Consider the following 22,518-nt stretch of genomic DNA (forward strand, 5'->3'; position numbering starts at 1 on the left):
ATTCAATATATTAATATTATAACTATTTATTGGTTTCCGACGGTCCAGTCAGGAGTTTGTACCAAATTCCAATTCTTATCAATATCGTCCTGTGGAATAGGCCACCAATAGCTTATAAACTTACGTGTCTGATATACTGTACGAGTATAATATTTATTTCTATAGTCCGCATCGGATACTTTAATATAAGCATTCATGCCATAAAAATCACCATCCAATACTTTCTCGGCTAATTTCCAGCGACGCAGATCATTAAAACGAAGTCCAGATTCACAATTCAATTCCACACGCCTTTCTTGACGAATTAACTCGCGCATTTCTACAGGATCTGATGGGGCTGTTATCTTGCCTTCTTCAGCTGAAACACTATATTCGGGAATACCCGCACGCTCACGAATCAAATTGACATATTTCAGAATCTCTTTTTGATTGGCAGTATAAGTGCCCTTCTCAATGCTATATTCATTCAACGCCTCAGCATAACTTAAATAGATCTCTGCTAAACGACATAATGCACCATGACGGTTTTTATAATCTCCACTACCTTCTTTGGGATTTGCAGATGGATCTACTCTCTTACGTACCAGATAGCCGCTCCATGGAGCGTCATGAGAAGGACCACCGTCTTTACCATCCATATAGAAATCTGTATTTCTCTTACCACCAATATGCCATTGTTCGTTATGCAGTACTGAAATATAAAAACGAGGCTCGCGGTCACAATACATTTTATAGGTATTGGCATCTACAACTACATTTTCATCTTTATTACGATCTCCTTCTGAAGACCCATACTGCCACTTTGTAGAATAGGTCTCTTTTTGCGTACTAAAGCCTGTCTCTGAATAATTAGCATCAGGGTTAACTTTAGGAGAACCATCCGAATTATAACCTATAATAGGTCTTTGACCGTTTCTCATGAAAAAAGCATCAACCAAAGATTGGGTTATTCCGATCGCTCCCACTCCATTAATACCCAAACCACGTGGAATACAGTTTTTATCATACCATCCACCGGAATCCATTGTGCGAACAAACAGTAATTCTCTGTTAGCTTCGTTCCATCTCTTCATCACTGCATTCTGATAAGAAAGAAAAGGATCAATATCACCGTTATCCAAATATTCATAATGCAAATGATAGCCAGCGGCTTCCGCCTCATCGATAACCAGTTTACAAGCATCTACTGCTCTTTTCCATCGTTCCGGATCATGTGCAGAATTAAAGATAGGGGTTCCATCAATGTTTTTTATATTCGCCAATGCAGGATTACCATTCACCAAGTCGCTAGCAGCAAATAATAACATACGAGCACGCATTGCCAAACATCCAACAGAAGTCACACGGCCATATTTCTTATCTTCAGTTTGAGTGGCAGGCAATTGTTTTGAAGCTTCCAGCATTTCTTGATCTGCCCAATCAATTACATTATAAAACGGCTCTTGTTTCAACATCAGATCATCAGCCGAAGTACTTTCACTAGCCTCGCGAATAATAGGAACTGAACCATAAGCTATAGCCATCATAGAATTATAATAAGCTATAAAGAAACGGCATTCAGCTTTCATAAAGTCTACTTCTTCAGCCGGTACAGCCTCCAATGGGTGAGCATGTTTTATAAACAAATAAGCAGAACGAATATATTTGGGATAAGTATTCCAATAAGCAATTACCCCGGGATTGTCTGCTGTCCAGTTACCTTTTTGATATTGAATGGCTTTAAATCCTTGCGCTTCCCAACCAACTGAAGGAATCAGTTCATCAGCTATGGCATCGGGACCATCATAAGTATAATATTCGGGCAGGCCGCGATAAACATATGCCAGCCAACGTTCCATATTCTTTTTATTCTCAAATACTGATTCTAAATCCAACTGGTCATCCGGTTGCTTATCCAGATAATCAGAACAAGAAGAAAAAGTAAATGTCGTAATAATACTTAGTACTATAAATTTTAATATGCTATTTTTCATATGCGCTATTATTAGAATTTAATTTCAAAACCTGCAGATAACGATTTCATAATTGGGTACGCAGCCCCTGTAGTATTTTCGACTTCCGGATCCCACAAATCAAATTTTGAGAATGTTAAAAGATTTGTTCCTCTCACGAAAAGACGAATGCCTGATATAACTGTAGTATTTCTCCACAAATTCTTTGGTAAGGAATAACCAAGTTCAATGTTTTTTAAACGTAAAAAACTCATATTCCGCAGCCACCATGTAGATGGTTGGTTATTATTACTATTTATACCGTCATCCAATCGCGGATAAAATACGTTCTGACTTGGGTTGTCTACAGTCCAACGATCATTTGCATTAGTAAACATATTGCCTGTCACTCCTCTATTGGCACCCGGAATAATGCTTGATCCTAAAATATTCCAACTACGACCTATTCCTTGAAAGAGAGCTCCAAAATCTAGATCCTTATATTTCATATTCAGTCCAAAGCCATATACTATCTCCGGATCTTTTGTTCCTCCGATTGGCGATTTATCAAATACGTCCACTTTACCATCACCATTGACATCCCTGTATCTGATATCTCCCGGGCGGAGTTTGCTTACAAAACTTTGAGTCGGAATTCCTTCTTTCAGTTTACCTGTACTTACGTCTTCAAAATCGTCTTCTGTAAACAAACCTTCTGCTATATAGCCAGTTAATTGCCCTACCGGATGTCCTGTTTCAGCACGGTTAGTACCAACTACTGCACTAGGTTCATCCTTTTCTGTTATTTCATTATGAGCATAGGTAAATGTTCCCATTAAGCTGACAAATAAGTCTTTGCCAAACTGTTTATTAACATTTAAGGAAACTTCTACACCCTGATTAGTCACTTTTCCAAAATTCTTCCAAGGCTGCTTCATAAATCCAGCCGTCATCGGAACAGACTCACGTGGCATAAATATATCTTTACGGCGTTCGTCGAAATAATCTAATTGCAAATCAATCATACCATTCAGGAAACCTAGCTCAACCCCCAAATTCATCTTATTAACAATCTCCCACGTCAAATCTTGTACAGCAAACTCACCTTCCGCCATACCAGTTAAACCATAACTACTATCCAATCCCCATTTATACATGTTTAATGTATCATAGTCATCGGTAATTGTAGAAAGGTACGCAAAACGGCGTCCACCTAAATTAGCATTACCTACCTGACCATAAGACGCACGCAATTTCAATTTAGATATGACCTTACGCAATGGTTGCATAAATGCCTCTTCCGATACAATCCACCCAATTGCTCCTGAAGGGAAAAAGCCATAACGTTTACCTTTGGCAAAATTTTCAGAGCCATTATAGCCAAAATTAAATTCACCTACATATTTACCCGAATAGGTATAAGATGCACGTCCTGCCAATCCCTGATTACGGTAAGGCAACTTGCTTCCATCATCATAATTACGACGATTAAACAATAACATTGCAGCAACGGAATGTTTCTCTGCGAATGTACGGTCATAAGACAAAGTTGCTTCCATATATACGCTCTTATTTCCATAGTCACCGCTTTTTGAGTAATCCAGGAAATTAGTACCATTGGATTTTGATGCTATAATCAAATTACCTTCATCATCACGTCCTGTAGCAGGTACATAATAATCCGGTGTCTTTCCACGAGAAACAGTACCTGAAGAAAACCTGTCAAATGAGAATGTACCTTTTACTTTCAATCCCGGAAGTAAGAATTTCAAATCTTGTTCTACAGAAAACAGTGTTTCAATCTTACTGTCACTTCTTCTTTTATATCCACTTTGAGTAGCCCATGCCCAAACGTTTGGCTCCTCTGTTGTCGGTATCTGTCCACTGGAATACTGTGCAGGGAAAGCATGAGGTACAGCAACGAACGCTTTCTGGAAAATTTGAGATATATCTTTCGTTGTAGAATTTCTATCTTGCAAATATCCACCAATATTAAAACGTAATTGCGTAGTAGGACTTAATTTCAAATCCACATTAGAACGAACGTTATAACGTTGCAATTTAATAGTAGGATCCCAATCATAGCTTTTATCACGTTTCAAAATACCACGTTCATTATACGCAGCAGCAACAAAAGAATAACGTAATGTCTCTGTACCACCAGAAATATCTACTGTTACACGCTGATTCGAAGCATAATCATTTGCAATTGCATCCATCCAATTCACGTCCGGATATAAATCAGGATCATAACCTGCACGAGTTTTTGCAATACGATCTGTATATTTAGGCTGTTGTCCTGTATCCATCAAGATATCATCCAAAACCTGCATATAATCTGCCGCACCCAAATACTCGGGAAGTTTAACTGGCTGTGTAGCTGCAAATTCAGCCTTTACAGTCACACGAGGTTTACCAACTTGTCCGCGTTTTGTATTAATTAAAATAACACCATTAGCTCCCCGCACTCCATAAACAGCACTTGCAGCAGCATCTTTCAACACAGAAAAAGATTCTATCTCTTCAGGATCAATATTATTCAAATCGCGTTCTATACCATCAATCAAAACCAATGGGTTTTGTCCGGCATCCTGGAATGTACTAATACCACGAATCCAGAAAGAAGAATTATCATATCCCGGTTCACCAGAACGTTGCACAGCTAATACACCGGCAACTGTACCAGCCAGATTATTACTTATTGAACGAGTAGTAGAAACCTTTAACTTAGCAGGCTCAATCGTTGTGATAGAACCAACAACAGACTCTTTCTTTTGTGCGCCATAGGCAACCACTACAACCTCATCTAATTGACCAACATCTTCTACCATTTGTACATTAACAACCTTCCGGTTATTAACAACCTCTTCTTTAGGAACAAAACCAATATAACGGAAAGAAAGCACAGATTTTCTTTCAGGAACAATAATACTATAATTACCATTCATGTCTGTCAATGCATGCACTGTGGAATCATTTTTCAAAATGATTGTTACACCAATCAAAGGCTCACCTTTTTCATCTGAAACGTTACCTGTTACCTTAATACCCTTTTGTTGTGTAGTTTGTTGTACTTTAGGAGCTTCTGGCACCGAAATAGTAATTTGTCTTCCCGACATCTTATAATTCAGTCCTGTCTCTGAGAACAACTCTTTTAATACAGCATCTATTTTCTTATTGGAAACTGAAATGGAGACTTTGTTATTCAGATTTTTCTGAACATTAGCAGAGTAAATAAAAATATACTTACTATGTTTTTCGATATAATCTAAAATATCTTTAACTGTAACATTCTCATACTGTACTGAGAATAAATCTTCTTCGGAATTCCAACTAATAGAATTAGTACCGAATGAAGAGAATGGAATCATAAAAAAGACGTTTATAATGCAAAAAAGCTTAAGTCTTTTCTTTAAGTGTAAAAAAATAGTTTTCTTTACCATAAAAATTTCTTTTTAGGTTAACAATTTTGGATTTATTGATTTAACTAGGGAATTACCATCGGGTAAATACGGCAATATTTATCCGATTTTTTTGTCATAATGGCAGTCTGTTCTTCATAGGCAAACATATTAAAAGATTAATTAAAAAAATTATTTATTTAAATATATACTAGTATCACTTTTTTCGATCGTGAATGGCAGGGTTTGCTGAATACATTCAATCACCTCGTCTATATCATCTTTCAAATCTAATTTCCCATACACTTTTTCTTTACCAATAATTGGATCACATTGAATAGATATACCATAGTAGATGCTTAGTCTTTGAATGATCTGCGACAAATCATTACCATTCAATAACATGATCCCCTCTACCCAACTAATATACTCTGCTACATCAACTTGCTTCTGATAAGCAATTGTACCATTTGCTATATTCAACAGATCATTAGGATTCAAACGTGCTTTCTTTTCATTCTTATCAGTAACTTCTACCGCACCTTCCACCAATACAATATTAGTTGTTCCTCCTTTATAATTCGAGATATTGAACTTCGTTCCTAACACTTGCAGTTTAAAATCATCAGACTCCACTATAAAAGGATGTTTCTTATCATGCGCAACTTCCAGGAAAACTTCTCCTTGGGCATAGATTTTACGAATGTCTCCTTTAAAACAACGAGGATAAATCACTTTTGACTGGGAGTTAACGACCAGCCGAGTCCCATCAGACAATTCTACTCTAGCCCTTTTCCCCGCAGGAACAAGTAGCTGATTATATTCTTGTTCCTCTTTGGTTTTCTCTTCTTTCTCTTTTATCACTTGTGAATTGACAGCAACTTTCCCCTCTTTCGAATACTTAATGAAAACATCTTCATCCAAATTAAGCTGTTCCTTGGAAGTAATAAGAGTCACTTCCTCAACAGATTGGCTATCCATTTCTTCAGCAATAGCCTGAAAGTCTAAATTAACACTTCCATTCTGATTTAAAAAATAAATAGTTGAAATACAAATCAAAAAGGAAGCAGCAATAGAAGCTGAAGCAACTAAGAAATATTTCTTTCTGCGCTTCATAGCATCTTTTCGCATCTTTCGTTGAGTCTTCTCTATGATAGAAGATGAATCAATCTTTTCCTGCACACAATTTTCCCAAAAGAATTTCAACTTCTCAGCATCAGGCATAGAAGTAAAATCATCCTCAATATTTTCTTGAGAATTCAATTTACTAAATAAATCTGCGAGACGATGGTATTCTTTCAAGCTCATAATCCTATTTTAATGTTGTTCTATAGATAAAGACGCAACTAAAAAAAAAATCTCCCAGTCAAAAATGATTTTTTTTCATTTTTCGGGTAAAAAGAATAAAAGTGGAGTTAGCTATGTGAAAAAATAAGGCATTAATAAGCAGGAGAGTAAAAAACTTAGCTCTTGCGAGATTTCATATTCAATCTTTTAGCAATTTCATCTAACGCAAAAGCAATATGGTTATTGATAGTCTTCACTGATATGTTCAACATATCTGCGATATCTTTATAGGGAAGTCCGTCTATTTTTGCCAAGAAAAAGACATGTTTACACTTGGGAGGAAGTTGTTGAATGGCGTCATTAATTTTAGCCATTTCTTCTTTACTAATCATCTCTTCGGCTGGAGATTGAACCGGCTCAAAAATAAAATCTTCGATATCATCAAATGACAATTCATACTTTCCAGTTTCCTTCCTCAAAAAAGAAATCGCTTTTCGATAGGTGATTGTCTGGATCCAAGCATTCATATTGCCAATTTCAGCCAGACTTTTTCTATTTTTCCAAACTTCAAAAAAAACATCACTCACAATCTCTTCAGCTGACTCCTTCTGGCCAAGTAGCGCAAATGTATAGTGATATAAACGCGAAGAATAATGCTCCATAAAACGATTGAAAGCAATTTCATCGCCGTCTACTATTCTACATATTTCATTATTCTCAAGTTTCACAGAAGTATTTATAGATTATTTCCAATTAACAAAATTGAGCCAAATATAGCAGTATCGTATCAATTACGAAAATAAAACACCATAAAAAGGCATTAAAAGTTATCAATTATAGAAAAATGGCTATAATAAAAACATTACCATTTAGCTATAAAAGTCTCTTACTTAGATAACGTACAGGATACCATACGGAAAGAAAACCAACAGCTAAAACTGTGATAAAGATTAATACGACATCCCAAGCGTGAACGCTGACAGGATAGGCGTCTACAACAAAAGTACCACCACCGCCTCCCAATGAAATTATACCGAATTTCTGTTGGATAAAACATAGGATTAAGCCCAGGACAATACCGGAAATAGCGCCAAAAAGAGAAATGAGACGTCCTTCAAAGAGGAATATTCGGGAGATGAGTTTATCACTAGCTCCAAGACTTCGCAAAGTTACTACATCATCCTTCTTATCCAAGATCAACATAGAAAGGGAGCCTATCACATTAAAACAGGCTATCATTAAAATAAAAGTGAGGAACAAATAAGAGATTAGCTTCTCTATCTCCATAATACGGAAAACATCTGCCTGCTGCTGATAACGATTCTGAACAACAAAATCATCACCTAGTATGTTTTCTATTTTAGATTGTACCGATGAAGTATTTACATTAGATTTCAATTTCAATTCCATCGCAGAGACTTCTGTTGTATAATCCAGAAGCTGACGAAGAAAATCGAGAGAAGTCAAAATATATTTTCCATCATATTCTTGCTGATTCACCACAAATACGACACCTGGCGAATATAGATAATCACGGTTAAAAGAAGCGCCGGGATTTGCCATGTTCACTTTGGCATTTCGCTTGGGAAGATATACCTGAAGAGGATCGACAAACTCCAAACCAGTTCCCAAAGTCGCAACCAATTCCACTCCCATGACGCCATAATTCACGATCGAATCATGAAGAACGAATTCTCCCGCGCCATAAAGTATGCTGTCTATGGCCGTCAACTCTTCAAAATTATCTTCCACCCCTTTTAGTACAACCATAGCCTGACGGTCCTTGTATTGCACCATTGCATTCTCTTCGAGCGTCTCTGTAAACACCTCCACTTCAGGAAGCGCACAAACGGCACGAATCCGTTCATCTTGTGCATCAAAGACTTTTCCTTCACGGACCGTAATTTTCAACTGCGGATCAAAAGCCGTAAAAAAGCTGGCCACCATATCCTGAAAGCCATTAAAAACAGAAAGAGTGCAAACCAAAGCAAGCGTAGCAAGAGCCACTCCACATACGGAAATGCCGGATATGATATTAATAGCATTATGCTTTTTCTTTGAAAAAAGATAACGCCTGGCTATATAAAAAGGGAAGTTCACCTCTGCAATGAATTATTTCACTTCAGCAATGAATCTATTTTCTCAATATAATCCAATGAATCATCCACGAAAAATTTCAGTTCAGGAATGATACGTAGTTGGTGACGTACACGAGTCCCAAGCTCATAACGAATGGATTTCATATTGTTATTGATATTCTTCACCATCTCTTCTGCTTTCTCTGAAGGAAAAACACTAAGGTAGACACGGGCAATACTCATATCAGGACTGATACGAACTGCGCTAACAGAGACCAATGTACCTGGCATGGACTTTGTTTGAAGCAGGAATATCTCACTTAGCTCTTTCTGCAACAGGCGAGATATCTTATTCTGTCTGGTTGTTTCCATAAAGTTATTTACTGTTTTACGATTTACTACTTACTATTTTCTTCCTTATGATCGTTAATCCGTCACGCAAAGGAAGTATTACTTTTTCCACTCGCACATCTTGTGCTACCAAATCATTAAAGGCTTTAATACCAATTGTTTGAGCGTCCGTATTGCGAGGCTGTTCAAGCACATGCCCGTCCCACAAAGTATTATCAGCAATGATATATCCGCCTCGGAAAGATACGCCAATGTCATCTCGTAGTATTCAATATACTTACGTTTATCACCATCAATAAAAGCCATATCAAAAGTAACACCTAAACGCGGAACAAGTTCTAAAGCATCACCTATATAAAAACGAATTTTATCGGCAAACGGTGATTTCTCCAGCCATGGACGGGTAAAGTCCTCTTGTTCATCATTGATCTCAAACGTATGCAACAGTCCACCTTCCGGCAGACCTTCCGCCAAACAAAGGGCGGAGTAGCCGCTATACGTTCCGATTTCCAATATCTGACGAGGCTGAATCATTTCTACAAACATCTTCAGCATCCGTCCCTGCAAATGCCCGGAAGCCATACGAGGACGAAGGAGCTTTACATGCGTATCCCGATAGAGCGATTTCAAGTAATCGCTCTCGGGATCAATATGCTGCAAAATATATTCGTCTATCGATTCGGTTTCCTGCATAAAACTTACCTCTCTAAAAATTAAAGATAACGGTTGTTGTTAGGTAATACAGTCTCCTCTGCATGCTTCAAAGCATCTTCCACTACATTGATTTCGAGGAATGAGGTCTTTGTTCCTGCCTTACCACTACTTAAATAACCTACCATATCGGAAGGCTGCAAACGGCCTTCTTTCAACAGACGGCGCAATGCCGCAAAGTAATATTGCTGTCCGTTAGCCAATTCCGGCATATAGATAGCTTCCACACCATAAGACAAAGCCAAATGACGCATTGTCTTTTCTTTATAGCAGATAGCCAGCACTGGATACTTTCCACGGAAAGCAGCCAGATTACGAGCAGTGCGTCCGCTATAACTATCAGTGATAATAGCACGTATTTTTAGCTTAGAAGTAGCTTTTACTGCTTGTTTAGCAAGGAACGCCGTAACATCATTACTATTCTCATCTAACGGAATACGGATATCATTTTCTTCCAGTTTATCTTTTTCTGCCTGAGCCGCAATTTTAGTCATCGTTTTCACCGCTTCTACCGGATACTTACCATAAGCAGTTTCTCCACTCAACATCAAAGCATCTGTACGATAGTAGATTGCATTGGCAATATCAGTCACTTCCGCACGAGTCGGACGAGGATTATTTATCATTGTATGGAGCATTTGAGTAGCAACGATTACCGGCTTCTTTGCCAGAATACACTTGCGAATCAATACACGCTGGATTCCCGGAATACGTTCTTGAGGCACTTCGATACCCAAGTCACCACGAGCAACCATTACGCCATCTGCCACTTCCAGGATTTCATCGATATTATCCACCCCTTCCTGATTCTCAATCTTAGCAATAATCTTAATATCACTATTATGTGCATCCAGAATTTCACGTATGTCAAGTACATCCTGACGGTTACGTACGAAAGAGTGAGCGATAAAATCAATATCCTTTTCGATAGCATAAAGAATATTGTTACGGTCTTTTTCCGTTAATGAAGGAAGATTGATACGAACACCCGGGACATTTACGCTTTTACGGCTTCCCAAAGTAGCATCGTTCTTAACTTCACACAGCAAATAACCATCCGTCTTATCAATAACTTCCAGTTCCAGATCGCCATCATCAATCAGAATCGTACCACCGATATTCAGGTCAGACACAAAGTTCGAATATGAAACAGCAATGCACTCACGGGTTGTTTCCAAATCCGGATTACCTACAATCTTTACTTTCTCTCCTATTTTATATGGAATCGGCTCTGCATTAGCCGTTGTACGAACTTCCGGACCTTTTGTATCCATCAAAATCGCAATACGGTTGGACACAGCACGTACATTTGCAATCAAAGCTTCAAAACCTTCACGGCTAGCATGCGCTGTATTCATACGCACTACATTCATCCCAGCTTCAAACAACTGTTTTATAAAATCCACATCACAACGTCTATCCGAGATGGAAGCCACAATCTTAGTCTGTTTCAATAACATAGTCTTTCTACCTATTATATATTATTACCTTATTTATTATCTATCCAATAAAGCCTCCAAAGCCAAACGGTACGAATTTAGCCCAAAGCCACAAATCACTCCTTTACAAGCACAAGCAATCATCGATACGTGCCGAAAAGACTCGCGACTATGCACATTAGAAATATGCACCTCAATCACCGGAGATGTCACAGAACGAATAGCATCCTGCAAAGCTATGGAAGTATGTGTATACGCACCTGCATTCAAGATTATACCATCCACATCAAATCCCACCTGCTGTATGCAGTCTATCATTTCTCCCTCGATGTTCGATTGAAAATAGTCGATCTCCACGTCAACGTATCTTTTGCGAAGATCAGCCAAGTAATCTTCAAATGTAACGCTTCCGTAAATGGAAGGTTCACGCTTACCCAACAGATTAATATTCGGGCCATTAATAATTTGTATCTTCATCGCGCAATCCTGTTTTTTTATACCTTTGTATCTGAAAGAATGTGCAAAGGTAGAAAAAAGAAATGGAAATCAGCGAAAAAAAGCATAAGAAGGAACAACAAGAGCTGATAATCAGGAAGTATCAGCAGTATCTCAAACTCGAAAAGTCCTTATCTCTTAATACTCTGGATGCCTATCTGACGGATCTGGACAAACTGATGAGCTTTCTGACATTGGAAGGGATTTACGTATTGGACGTATGCCTGTCCGATCTTCAACGTTTTGCGGCCGGATTACATGACATCGGCATTCATCCCCGTTCACAAGCCCGCATCTTATCAGGAATCAAATCATTTTTCCGTTTCCTCATCCTCGAAAACTATCTGGAAGCAGATCCCAGTGAACTATTAGAAGGCCCTAAAATAGGTTTCAAACTTCCCGAAGTACTGACTGTGGAGGAAATTGACCGGATTATCTCCGCCGTCGACCGCAGCAAAGCTGAAGGACAGCGAAACAGAGCTATTTTAGAAACACTATACAGCTGCGGACTTCGGGTATCAGAACTTATCACCCTTAAACTATCCGACCTCTATTTTGATGAAGGCTTTATCAAAGTAGAAGGAAAAGGAAGCAAACAACGACTCGTACCAATCTCCCCCCGGGCTATTAATGAAATAAAGCTTTACATCACAGACCGTAACCAGATTGAAGTGAAAAAAGGGCATGAGGATTTCGTTTTCGTCAGTCAGCGGAGAGGCAAAGGTCTTTCCCGGATTATGATCTTTCACATGATAAAAGAATTAGCACAAAAAGCGGGTATTACCAAAAACATCAGTCCGCACACTTTCCGGCACTCCTTTGCCACTCATTTACTGGAAGGTGGAGCCAATTTGAGAGCCATTCAATGTATGCTCGGACATGAATCCATTGCGACAACGGAAATCTATACCCACATCGACCGCAATATGCTTCGTAGTGAGATTATCGAGCATCACCCACGAAATATCAAGTATAGGAAAGAAAAAGAGGAGTTATTTCATTAAATTATGATAAAATCGCCCCCTTATCTATATAATTATATTAAGAATTAATATCTTTGCGTTACTTTTTCTGTGTGAGCAGAAGGAGATTGGCAAATAGACGATATTTCAATTACAAACATTTAATTTATACCTAAAATGACTAAGAAGTTGTACTTGCCTTTACTCATGGCAATGGTTGTTGCATTATTCTCTTCTTGCAGCAAAAAAATGGGTGAATTGTCAGCTGATTACTTCACTGTTACTCCGCAAGTGCTGGAGGCAGTAGGTGGTAAAGTTCCTGCGACCATCAATGGTAAATTTCCTGAAAAGTATTTCAACAAAAAAGCGGTTGTAGAAGTTACTCCGGTTTTGAAATGGAATGGCGGCGAAGCTAAAGGCCAACCAGCTACTTTCCAAGGTGAAAAAGTGGAAGGTAACGACCAGACTATCTCTTACAAGATGGGCGGTAGCTACACGATGAAAACTTCTTTTGACTATGTTCCTGAAATGGCTAAGTCAGAATTGTATCTGGAATTCAAAGCTACTATCGGAAAGAAAGTGGTGACTATTCCTGCTGTGAAAATAGCTGATGGTGTAATCTCTACTTCTGAATTAGTAAACAATACATTAGGTAACGCTAACCCTGCATTGGGCGAAGACGCTTTCCAACGTATCATCAAAGAAAAACACGATGCCAACATCATGTTCTTGATCCAACAAGCTAACATTCGTTCCAGCGAATTGAAGACTGCTAAAGAATTCAACAAAGAAGTAGCTAACGTCAACGAAGCTGCTAACAAGAAGATCAGCAACATCGAAGTTTCTGCATACGCTTCTCCTGATGGTGGTGTAAGCTTGAATACTACTCTTGCTGAAAACCGTGAAGGCAACACAACTAAAATGTTGAGCAAAGACCTGAAGAAAGCAAAAATCGATGCTCCAATCGATGCTAAATATACTGCACAGGACTGGGAAGGTTTCCAAGAACTGGTTTCTAAATCTAACATCCAAGACAAAGAGTTGATTCTCCGCGTTATTGCAATGTACCAAGATCCTGCTCAAAGAGAAAGCGAAATCAAAAACATCTCTGCTGTATACAAAGAATTGGCTAACACTATTCTTCCTCAATTGCGTCGTTCTCGTTTGACTTTGAACTATGAAATCATCGGTAAGTCTGACGAAGAAATCGCTAAGTTGGCTTCTTCTAATCCTTCTGAACTGAACGTAGAAGAATTGCTGTATGCTGCTACACTGACTAGCGATCCTGCTAAGCAAGAAGTTATCTACACTCAAGCTACCAAACAGTTCCCGAACGATTACCGTGGTTACAACAACTTAGGTAAATTAGCTTACCAGGCTGGTAACATTGACAAAGCAGAATCTTACTTCAAGAAAGCTGCCAGCGTTAATGCTACTCCTGAAGTTAACATGAACTTAGGTTTGATCTCTTTGATGAAGGGTGACAAAGCTGCTGCAGAAGCATACTTCGGTAAAGCTGCCGGCACAAAAGAACTTGGCGAATCTATGGGTAACCTGTACATCGCTCAAGGTCAATATGAAAGAGCAGTAAACTCATTCGGTGACTCTAAGACTAACAGTGCTGCTTTGGCTCAAATCCTTGCTAAGGACTATAACAAAGCTAAAAACACGTTGGCTAACGTAGAAAGACCTGATGCTTACACTGACTACCTGATGGCAGTTTTAGGCGCTAGAACTAATAATTCTTCTATGGTAACAAGCAGCTTGAAGAGCGCAGTTGCTAAAGATTCTTCATTAGCTAAGAAAGCAGCTACTGACTTGGAATTTGCTAAATTCTTCACAAATGCAGATTTCATGAACATCATTAAATAAGAGAATTACCACTCTATTTTAAATATTAAGAATTGCCTGTCATTATAAATGACGGGCAATTCTTTTTTTTTATCTGTAAAAACCGTACTTTCGCAGAAAAGAAATCAAAGCAATGAAAAAGAGTAGCATTTTAATCCTCATAATCATTTGTCTATGCAGTTGTGGTAAATCTTCAAAGAAGGTTAGCATAACCGGGGAAATCAAAGGTCTGGGCACAGATACGCTTTATCTGTATGGAATGGACGAATCATTCGACCGGATAGATACCATTTTCGCGAAGAACGATAAATTCTCTTATACAGCTTCAATAGACACCATTACTTCTGCCTTTTTACTTATTGACAATCAGACAGAATATCCAATCTTCCTTGACAAAGGAAATCAAATCAAAATAAAAGGAGATGTCAATCACCCGGAATATCTGGATATCAATGGTAATATATATAATGAAGAGTTTACAAACTTTCAGAAAGAACTAAATAGCCTGCCTACCCCATCCGAGAAAGATTTAGAGCAAAAAGCAGAAGAATTCATCATGAAGCATCATTCTTCTTTTGTCAGCCTCTACTTGTTGGATAAATACTTTGTTCAGAAAGATTCGCCCGATTTCAACAAAATAAAGAAGCTAATTGAAATCATGACAGGAATATTGCAAGACAAGCTGTATATTGAACAGCTCAACGAAGCCATCTCTCTGTCAGAGAGAACAGGGACAGGCAAATATGCCCCCTTTTTCAGTCTATCTAATATAAAAGGAGAGAAAATTACCCGGTCATCAGAAGATTTCAAGAAAAAGAACCTGTTAATCAACTTTTGGGCTTCATGGGGAGATAGCATTTCCAATCACCAAAGCAATACCGAGTTAAAAGAGATCTATCAAAAATATAAGAAGAACAAACATATAGCCATGCTCGGTATTTCCCTTGATATGGATAAACAAGAATGGCAGGATGCTATAAAACGTGATACACTCAATTGGGAACAAGTCTGTGATTTTGGCGGACTAAATTCCGAAGTAGCCAAACAATACGCCATCAAGCAAGTTCCCAGCAACATTCTTCTGTCGGCAGACGGTAAGATTCTCGCGAAAAACCTCAAAGGAGAACAATTAAAGAAGAAAATTGAGGAAGTAGTCACTGCTGCTGAAGAAAAGGAAAAACAAGACAATAAGAAGAAAAAATAATCAATAATCAAACGTGTTAATTAAAGTATTCGGAGCGGCTGTTCAAGGGATTGATGCAACACTCATCACAATCGAAGTCAACAGCTCGCGCGGCTGTATGTTCTATCTCGTCGGCCTTCCGGATTCTGCGGTCAAAGAAAGCCATCAACGTATTATCTCCGCATTGCTGGTGAATGGTTATAAAATGCCCACTAGCAATATAGTAGTCAATATGGCACCAGCCGACATCCGTAAAGAGGGTTCAGCTTATGACTTGCCTCTTGCCATCGGATTGTTAGGAGCTAACGAAACAATCTCTTCCGAGAAGTTTTCCCGCTATTTGTTAATGGGCGAACTAAGTCTGGACGGAAGTATACAACCTATCAAAGGTGCGCTTCCCATTGCTATCAAAGCGCGCGAAGATGGTTTCGAAGGACTAATCATCCCCCAACAAAACGCACGGGAAGCGGCCGTTGTCAATCAATTAAAAGTATACGGAGTCAGTAATATCAAGGAGGTCGTCGAATTCTTCAATAATGAACGCGAATTAGAGCCGACTGTTGTTAATACACGGGAAGAATTCTATCAACAACAGACGAACTGTGACTTGGATTTTGCAGACGTTAAAGGGCAAGAGAATGTAAAAAGGGCACTAGAAGTTGCAGCAGCCGGAGGACATAATTTGATAATGGTAGGTGCTCCGGGTAGCGGTAAATCGATGATGGCCAAACGCCTTCCTTCCATTCTTCCTCCTCTTTCACTAGGCGAAAGTTTAGAAACCACCAAGATACATTCAGTTGCCGGACAACTAAAACGCGGGTCCTCATTGATTTCCCAACGCCCATTCCGCGACCCGCACCACACAATTTCCCAAGTGGCGATGGTTGGCGGAGGTAGTTTTCCACAACCCGGAGAAATCAGTCTGGCACATAATGGGGTGCTTTTTTTAGATGAACTATTCTCAAAACTATTTAACTATTGTATATTGTTATATATCAACTATTTAATCAGACAGAACAACCATTCAATCCAGTAAAATTCAGTTTCCGCACCGATGTAAGCCCAACAAAGCCTCACAATCGGTCAGCCTCTCATCTCAATTCCTGCCGTCTCCTTTGAAGAAGAAAAGTAAATTCCGCCCTAGAGCACCCTCTCAACTCCAATATTCACAATTTCAACCTAGTATTAGTTTACTCTCAATTACTATAGAGTTCTTTACAATACCAATTTCACAGATAGAGTTTCTATGAGAAGTAGCTGTTTCCAAATCAATAGCAACGAAATCTAAGTTCCCCATATATGTCTTACATTATGTGAGATAATATAGCAAGATTATGTTTGATTCTGATTATGTATGCTATACTTCTTTATAATTGGGTAGCTCTAATAAAGTGCGAAGAAGTTCATCTTTATTCCTATCCTCATCTTTAATATGTTCTTCTAATCCTTTAATACGGGATTCTACAAGTTCATTACATATATCCTTCTGCATTTCCTTTAGCATATCTAAGCTGATTAAGGTTCTCATTTCAAATATATTAACATCCTCTAGTGGACTGCCTAGTATAATGAATTTATCAAAAACGAATATGCTGTTATCGGGATATTTGTCATTCTGTGCTATTGTTCCTACACTGAAACGTGCTTCATGCTCGAAGAATTTCATTATAACATCTAGTTTATTGCCATGTTTACGTTTAAGAATCCTATCTCTATATCTATCAAAGAAATGTGGTATATATGCAGCGCTCTTAGCAGTTTTAGTAATAGTACTATGACAGGTCACTACATATATGCCTTCCGGTTGGCGGTAACATCTTGCAATTAATGGTACAAACTTATGCTTCCAGTATGCACTGAAGCTATATCTGATAATATATATATGACCTGTGTTGGTGGTAATCTTTATAGGTTTAAAAGTGAAATGGTCTATTCCTTTGGTCTGTATATACTTTAGGTATCTATCCTTCATTCCGAAGAAGTCTACTTCCCTTTCTCGGAGATATTCCTCATAATCTATCTTATATTCATCAAGGACTTTTGTGTACAGCATAACCTATTAGTATTAACTAGAAAGGGTATCCAAATGGATACCCTAAAGTGTTTACTTAGTAGTATTAATTAGTAGAAGAATCTAAAATAGCTTGTAGTATGTCTGTTGGAATATCTTTAAGAAGCTTCTTCTGGTTCTCTAATTTGAGTTCCTTGCAGTTCTTAATCCATTCCTCGTACTTCTCGATTTGCCTGTCACACCAACAAACCATATCAGCCGGTGTTGCAGTATTACCAAACCAAGAGCCATACAAATCAAATAATTCTTCACGACTTAACACTACACAAGTTGCTTCATTCTGATTCTCCATAATGATAAATTAATTAGGGTAAATAAATTAACCTTTAAATCTACTCAAAGGCTTGCCGTTCCTTACGGTATTAGTCCATAAGTTGTTTACAAGTAAACGAACATAAAGCGCAATTAAGCCATTATGGTATCTCTAAATGAAACGCCACAAATGTACAAATATATTTTAAATAAGCAATCAAGTCTAATATAATTTATGCTATAAATTAATGTGTTATTGTAGATATATATCATAATGGTCTTGAATGATAGTATGGAACTAGGTATATATTCATAGTAGTTATAATACTTTATAATACTACAGTATCTTATAGTAATACAGCATACTAATAGACTGTAGTAATCTATATACATTCTATCAATGTCTTTATAACTAGAATTTGCCTGTTGTTATACTGTAAATATCCAATAAGGTGAACGCAAGTGGGACAGAACTGTTGAGAGTTTGACTTATTACACTCCGAACGGTTCTGTCTCATTTTCGGAGATTCATGGCTGCAAGCACTCTCACGTGTGTTTATCCATGCGGACGAGAGCGGAGAGGTGAATACGCAACGCTAACATTCCCTACGGCTTGTCAATCTTGAAATGACCGCTCCGTTTATCTTCCAGACTTGCCACCATAAATCTAATTCGTTTCAAATGAGTGGGCTGACCTATCCGGCACTTGGAATTTGAGACTGTGACATATCAGAGACACAATAATTTACATCGGGCTTTGAACTGCCGACTGATACGCCCAGAAGTGAAAAATAATTCAAGGCAAGACGTGCACTGTTCACCTGCACACCGTAAATCAGAGCAAGATTCGTTTTCAAGTTCCGAATCAGTTTCCAAGCTAGCAGAAAAGAGCATATCTTCACTTCATAAGGCTCTCAACATAAAGTTTTAAGAAAGTTTACGAAGCGTTTTGGCACCTCACCGAAGTGCAGTATCTTTGCACTACCAACATGAGATAAGGGTGGTATCACTGAAACGACTAAATTACCCACTTGAAACATATCTGAATATACCTACCGATTCAATCCACCTTATCTTGCCAGATTACCTATTTAATAATTATTCATGGTACTAAGAATGAGTGAGGAAACAGAACTTACATTCAAACAGTTACGTGAGCTTGCATTAGCCCACCATATAGCAGATAATAGAACGATGATTGGAATATGGGCTAAGCTCAATGGATATTCCAAGAGACGCAAGCAGAGAGATAACAAGGTTTACACCGTTTACATCAAGATGAATAATGATACATGAATAGTTTCTAATGAAGGGAGGACAGTATAAATGGTTCTCCCTTTTACCGTTAATAAGTGAGCATACTAGGCAGGGTATGTATTTGCAACTAATCATCTAATTAGTATCACTATCTACTAATGTGTTTACTAATACAGCAAAGTTATGTGCAGAAGTATTGATATTACCAGATTATAAAGGTGTGCTTATTCCCCCCTTTAGCGGTGTGCTTAATCCCCTTTTGGAGCGTGCTTATTCACCCCCTGTCTACACTCCTAGATACTACACTCCATACAGCCATACTGTAAAGTTCTGACGAACTTTCAGTAGGTGGGATAAGTAGGATATATAAATCAATAATATATGTGGCATTATAATAATAATTTATATGAGAAACTAAGCGAACTAAGGAAAGTGAACAGACTAAGTTCCACTAAGATGAGATTCTTGTTAAAGACCAATCAGATTATTTTGATTAACCATATTGAGCGTTTGCCTTATGAAAGACACGAAACTTCCATTCAAGGAGTACACAGTAATGAGTAATAATCTGATTCAGAATCTAAACTGTTCAGATGTGTACAGGGCTTATACCTTGCTATTAACAGCAGATAAAGATTCTTTGGAAACTAATACTACATTAAAACAGCTTGCAGGGTTTGTAGGGGAAGAACTGGATAATTACAAGAAGAGTAAGAGTACATTATCCTTCAATGACAAATTAAGGGCTACAGGCGAGGTTGTTATACGTGATATAGATTCTAAACGGAAGGACAGGCATTGGACTATATACAGATTCAATCAAGTAGAGCCAGGCAATTATAGAAGAATTGGCAGAGAGTTCTACGATACTTACAATACTTTAGATTTGAAGCTAAGAGGATTCATATTAAAGCTATTCAGTGTAACAGAGCCGCATAGTTATGTTATCAAATTATCATCCATAAGGAAATTGAAGGAGCTTATTCACATGGGACATAATACTATTGGTAGGTACATAGAGCAGTTAAAGGATTTGGATTTATTGGATGAAATTGGTGACTGTCTGATTCTAAAGGTCAAAGGCTTAATAATAGACCAGCCTAAAGATAAACAGGTAAAGAAACTAATTGCCATGTTCGACCACATGATAGACTTCAACGAAGGCAATAACAAACCATTATCCAGAGAATGTATGATTTATAAGAAGTATAAGGAGAATGGATTTAAAGATGTCAAGAATATCCACGCTTTTATGAAGTCAATACAAGCAGGTACAGTAGGTAGGAAGCGACCTGTTAAGGAAAATATACCTTATGAGATTATTCTGTAGTTAGTTTGTAAGCAATAAAGCTCCAGACCATTAATCAGGTTTGGGGCTTTTTATGTATATCCCCCACCCAAGAATATAGGTACCTGAAATTCATCCCCCCCCTTTTATTGAGGAAGTGTTTTTTATTTAGAGTTTATGCTTTGATAAAGTGAAATATTTAATCTATTAATCCCCTAAAATAACAATTCATACTTATTTTTAGTGATTTGGAGATAAGTGCAAGAGAAATTTAACAGACGAATGAATATTCTTACCGTTTTCTTTAGCAGGTTGCCATTGGGGCATATTGAGTAGTGTATATAATAAAATAGAATCATTATGCGAATGTTGAACTACGTCTATTAACGTAGCTTGTTTAACAAATCCCAAACTATCAATCTTTACACAAATTTTGTATGTATATCGTTCCATTTCATCCTGTAAACACAAGTTCTTACCTAAATAGTCTATTACAGATAAGTATTCCTCTGTTTGAAAAAACGCAGGTGTAAATATATTCCCTAAAGCAACAGGAGAGCTTATTTTCTTTGTTGTACATGACAGGATTGATACAATAACTATCAATTGTAATCCTAATATCCAGAATCTTTTACCCGTTAATTCCATATATTATATCGTTTTTGGATATAGTAACAACACCCACATATTAATACAGCAGATAGCAATGTATTAAAAATATTCATTGTTGTAAACATGAGCCATGTCATTGCATCCCCACAGTCATAGACTTCTATTTGCATTAAACATGTGAACAAAATGTTTATGGAGAAAAATGTAAGTAAAGCCAACTTCCACCAAGAATTACCTTTGTAAAATAACCATGCAATAATACTACCCAATAAGTATGAGCATAGATAGGTTGGAATAACAGAACCCTCTATCAGCCAAGTAATTTCCATGAATGAAAGAGGATGAAGTAACATCGCAATTATACAACAAAGTAATATTATACCCTCATACTTCCAGATATTTTTATCAGTTAGTTTCATAGCCTTAAGATTCTTTTAGCCCCAAATACAAGAATAATTATTGGAAATATGGAACACAAGCACCAATAAAGAAGTCCGTTTGCAAATAACATAAATAAATTTCCATAGGGATTGGGATATACAACTCTTAGTATCATGTCGATAGTACAATATATAATGGTGGAGAACAAGAAAACGTAACAGAGCAGTTTCCAAACACCATTATTTTTATAAACTTTCCAAGCTATTATACTACCTAGTAAACAACTTAATGTATAGAATACAACAATGCTTGGTATTTGTGAAATACATATACCAAAATTCAAAGCATACAAATATGAAGATAAGATACCGCATATTAACATTATGCCTTCAAACCACCACAATCTTTTGTCTGTTAGTTTCATTTATTGCTTTCCCTTATGTAATAAGAATTCATTTAATATCTAACACACAAATATAGTACATTTATTGGAAAAGAACTAAGCCAAACTGTTCTAAATCAAAATAAAAAACACAGTACTTATTTGGGCATATAGATAGAATACCTACTATTATTCCCCTCTCTTTAATTTTAGAAAATCCATCTTATTGAGATACTATGCTTTGATAAAATGGATTTATTAGTCAGACAGTGAGCATGAGGTATATATTATGCACTCTATAGCGGTGTAACTACTAACACCCCCTTACCCATCATTAGGAAAAATGAAAGGATTACATGAATTGCTATTCAGCCCACAAACCTTTTGAACTTCTGAAATATGCGGACTTATCAACGATTGGTATATGTCTACATATAAAGATGCACAAAGGAAAGTGAATGAATAGTACTTCATGTCAAGCCCTCATTTTGTCCTTAAATACACTATTTACTAATCTATTATTATGCGTATGGAGAATTTAAAGATTTTATTGACGTTTGGAATAATTCTAATTGTGCCAGTAGTC

At 37.5% G+C, this 22,518-nt stretch carries 17 protein-coding genes and 2 pseudogenes; 6 read left to right on the top strand and 13 right to left on the bottom strand.

Going from position 1 to position 22,518, the window contains the following annotated elements; all coding sequences use genetic code 11:
* Positions 1 to 26 precede the first annotated feature (26 nt).
* From DXA05_RS10435 to aroQ, 9 genes and pseudogenes are all read right to left on the bottom strand, one after another.
* Positions 27 to 1,973: a RagB/SusD family nutrient uptake outer membrane protein gene (locus tag DXA05_RS10435; protein ID WP_004317159.1), complete on the bottom strand. Its 1,947-nt coding sequence runs from the start codon at positions 1,971 to 1,973 to the stop codon at positions 27 to 29.
* Between the two features lie 11 nt (positions 1,974 to 1,984).
* On the bottom strand, positions 1,985 to 5,374 hold the full coding sequence (locus DXA05_RS10440; protein WP_074910504.1) for a TonB-dependent receptor: 3,390 nt from the start codon (positions 5,372 to 5,374) through the stop codon (positions 1,985 to 1,987).
* A gap of 150 nt (positions 5,375 to 5,524) precedes the next feature.
* Complete coding sequence (locus DXA05_RS10445) at positions 5,525 to 6,640, bottom strand: FecR domain-containing protein (protein WP_074910501.1); 1,116 nt, start codon at positions 6,638 to 6,640, stop codon at positions 5,525 to 5,527.
* A 155-nt stretch (positions 6,641 to 6,795) separates the two neighbouring features.
* Entirely contained in the window at positions 6,796 to 7,347 is a 552-nt protein-coding gene (locus DXA05_RS10450) for an RNA polymerase sigma-70 factor (protein WP_008642439.1), read from the bottom strand.
* 145 nt (positions 7,348 to 7,492) lie between these two features.
* Positions 7,493 to 8,719, bottom strand: a complete 1,227-nt coding sequence (locus DXA05_RS10455) for an FtsX-like permease family protein (protein WP_008023272.1) — start codon at positions 8,717 to 8,719, stop codon at positions 7,493 to 7,495.
* Between the two features lie 17 nt (positions 8,720 to 8,736).
* Positions 8,737 to 9,069, bottom strand: coding sequence for a 30S ribosome-binding factor RbfA (rbfA, locus tag DXA05_RS10460; RefSeq protein WP_004296522.1), 333 nt, complete (start codon positions 9,067 to 9,069; stop codon positions 8,737 to 8,739).
* A 16-nt stretch (positions 9,070 to 9,085) separates the two neighbouring features.
* Positions 9,086 to 9,741: pseudogene (locus DXA05_RS10465) on the bottom strand (O-methyltransferase).
* A gap of 20 nt (positions 9,742 to 9,761) precedes the next feature.
* Entirely contained in the window at positions 9,762 to 11,219 is a 1,458-nt protein-coding gene (pyk, locus tag DXA05_RS10470; protein ID WP_004317152.1) for a pyruvate kinase, read from the bottom strand.
* 36 nt (positions 11,220 to 11,255) lie between these two features.
* Complete coding sequence (aroQ, locus tag DXA05_RS10475; RefSeq protein ID WP_004311171.1) at positions 11,256 to 11,675, bottom strand: type II 3-dehydroquinate dehydratase; 420 nt, start codon at positions 11,673 to 11,675, stop codon at positions 11,256 to 11,258.
* A 62-nt stretch (positions 11,676 to 11,737) separates the two neighbouring features.
* On the opposite strand from aroQ, the gene xerD reads away from it, so the two are divergent.
* The 4 genes and pseudogenes from xerD to DXA05_RS10495 form a co-directional block, all read left to right on the top strand.
* Positions 11,738 to 12,697 (top strand): site-specific tyrosine recombinase XerD, encoded by a 960-nt coding sequence (gene xerD, locus DXA05_RS10480; protein WP_128859153.1) that lies wholly within the window; start codon positions 11,738 to 11,740, stop codon positions 12,695 to 12,697.
* Positions 12,698 to 12,832: 135 nt separating this feature from the next.
* Positions 12,833 to 14,527, top strand: coding sequence for a tetratricopeptide repeat protein (locus DXA05_RS10485; RefSeq protein ID WP_004323056.1), 1,695 nt, complete (start codon positions 12,833 to 12,835; stop codon positions 14,525 to 14,527).
* A gap of 112 nt (positions 14,528 to 14,639) precedes the next feature.
* The gene (locus DXA05_RS10490) at positions 14,640 to 15,710 is read left to right on the top strand and encodes a TlpA disulfide reductase family protein (RefSeq protein ID WP_120067302.1); all 1,071 of its coding nucleotides are present in this window, start codon (positions 14,640 to 14,642) and stop codon (positions 15,708 to 15,710) included.
* Positions 15,711 to 15,723: 13 nt separating this feature from the next.
* Positions 15,724 to 16,647, top strand: a pseudogene (locus DXA05_RS10495) (YifB family Mg chelatase-like AAA ATPase); the annotation flags it as partial.
* 399 nt (positions 16,648 to 17,046) lie between these two features.
* On the opposite strand, the gene DXA05_RS10500 reads toward DXA05_RS10495, so the two are convergent.
* The 3 genes from DXA05_RS10500 to DXA05_RS26485 all read right to left on the bottom strand — a co-directional run bounded on the left by DXA05_RS10500 (position 17,047) and on the right by DXA05_RS26485 (position 18,869).
* Positions 17,047 to 17,742 (bottom strand): hypothetical protein, encoded by a 696-nt coding sequence (locus tag DXA05_RS10500; RefSeq protein WP_070612757.1) that lies wholly within the window; start codon positions 17,740 to 17,742, stop codon positions 17,047 to 17,049.
* A gap of 64 nt (positions 17,743 to 17,806) precedes the next feature.
* Positions 17,807 to 18,052, bottom strand: a complete 246-nt coding sequence (locus tag DXA05_RS10505) for a hypothetical protein (RefSeq protein ID WP_004296531.1) — start codon at positions 18,050 to 18,052, stop codon at positions 17,807 to 17,809.
* Positions 18,053 to 18,707: 655 nt separating this feature from the next.
* Entirely contained in the window at positions 18,708 to 18,869 is a 162-nt protein-coding gene (locus DXA05_RS26485; RefSeq protein ID WP_154653420.1) for a hypothetical protein, read from the bottom strand.
* 259 nt (positions 18,870 to 19,128) lie between these two features.
* On the opposite strand from DXA05_RS26485, the gene DXA05_RS10515 reads away from it, so the two are divergent.
* Entirely contained in the window at positions 19,129 to 19,308 is a 180-nt protein-coding gene (locus DXA05_RS10515) for a hypothetical protein (protein ID WP_225483792.1), read from the top strand.
* Between the two features lie 478 nt (positions 19,309 to 19,786).
* A complete protein-coding gene (locus tag DXA05_RS10525; RefSeq protein ID WP_117809435.1) occupies positions 19,787 to 20,599 on the top strand; it encodes a hypothetical protein in 813 nt (270 codons plus the stop codon).
* A gap of 198 nt (positions 20,600 to 20,797) precedes the next feature.
* Here the strand turns inward: DXA05_RS10525 and DXA05_RS10530 are convergent, their stop codons facing one another.
* Positions 20,798 to 21,205: a hypothetical protein gene (locus DXA05_RS10530; protein ID WP_004296535.1), complete on the bottom strand. Its 408-nt coding sequence runs from the start codon at positions 21,203 to 21,205 to the stop codon at positions 20,798 to 20,800.
* Positions 21,206 to 22,518: the final 1,313 nt, after the last annotated feature.

Origin of the sequence: Bacteroides sp. AM54-2NS (genome assembly GCF_003602935.1) — a bacterium.
Classification (GTDB): Bacteria; Bacteroidota; Bacteroidia; order Bacteroidales; family Bacteroidaceae; genus Bacteroides; species Bacteroides xylanisolvens.

Excerpts from the sequence above, each read along its gene's own strand:
- DXA05_RS10435 (WP_004317159.1), bottom strand. The coding sequence starts at position 1,973 with ATGAAAAATAGCATATTAAAATTTATAGTACTAAGTATTATTACGACA.
- DXA05_RS10440 (WP_074910504.1), bottom strand. The coding sequence starts at position 5,374 with ATGGTAAAGAAAACTATTTTTTTACACTTAAAGAAAAGACTTAAGCTT.
- DXA05_RS10445 (WP_074910501.1), bottom strand. The coding sequence starts at position 6,640 with ATGAGCTTGAAAGAATACCATCGTCTCGCAGATTTATTTAGTAAATTG.
- rbfA (WP_004296522.1), bottom strand. The coding sequence starts at position 9,069 with ATGGAAACAACCAGACAGAATAAGATATCTCGCCTGTTGCAGAAAGAG.
- pyk (WP_004317152.1), bottom strand. The coding sequence starts at position 11,219 with ATGTTATTGAAACAGACTAAGATTGTGGCTTCCATCTCGGATAGACGT.
- aroQ (WP_004311171.1), bottom strand. The coding sequence starts at position 11,675 with ATGAAGATACAAATTATTAATGGCCCGAATATTAATCTGTTGGGTAAG.
- xerD (WP_128859153.1), top strand. The coding sequence starts at position 11,738 with ATGGAAATCAGCGAAAAAAAGCATAAGAAGGAACAACAAGAGCTGATA.
- DXA05_RS10485 (WP_004323056.1), top strand. The coding sequence starts at position 12,833 with ATGACTAAGAAGTTGTACTTGCCTTTACTCATGGCAATGGTTGTTGCA.
- DXA05_RS10490 (WP_120067302.1), top strand. The coding sequence starts at position 14,640 with ATGAAAAAGAGTAGCATTTTAATCCTCATAATCATTTGTCTATGCAGT.
- DXA05_RS10500 (WP_070612757.1), bottom strand. The coding sequence starts at position 17,742 with ATGCTGTACACAAAAGTCCTTGATGAATATAAGATAGATTATGAGGAA.
- DXA05_RS10505 (WP_004296531.1), bottom strand. The coding sequence starts at position 18,052 with ATGGAGAATCAGAATGAAGCAACTTGTGTAGTGTTAAGTCGTGAAGAA.
- DXA05_RS10515 (WP_225483792.1), top strand. The coding sequence starts at position 19,129 with ATGAGTGAGGAAACAGAACTTACATTCAAACAGTTACGTGAGCTTGCA.
- DXA05_RS10525 (WP_117809435.1), top strand. The coding sequence starts at position 19,787 with ATGAAAGACACGAAACTTCCATTCAAGGAGTACACAGTAATGAGTAAT.
- DXA05_RS10530 (WP_004296535.1), bottom strand. The coding sequence starts at position 21,205 with ATGGAATTAACGGGTAAAAGATTCTGGATATTAGGATTACAATTGATA.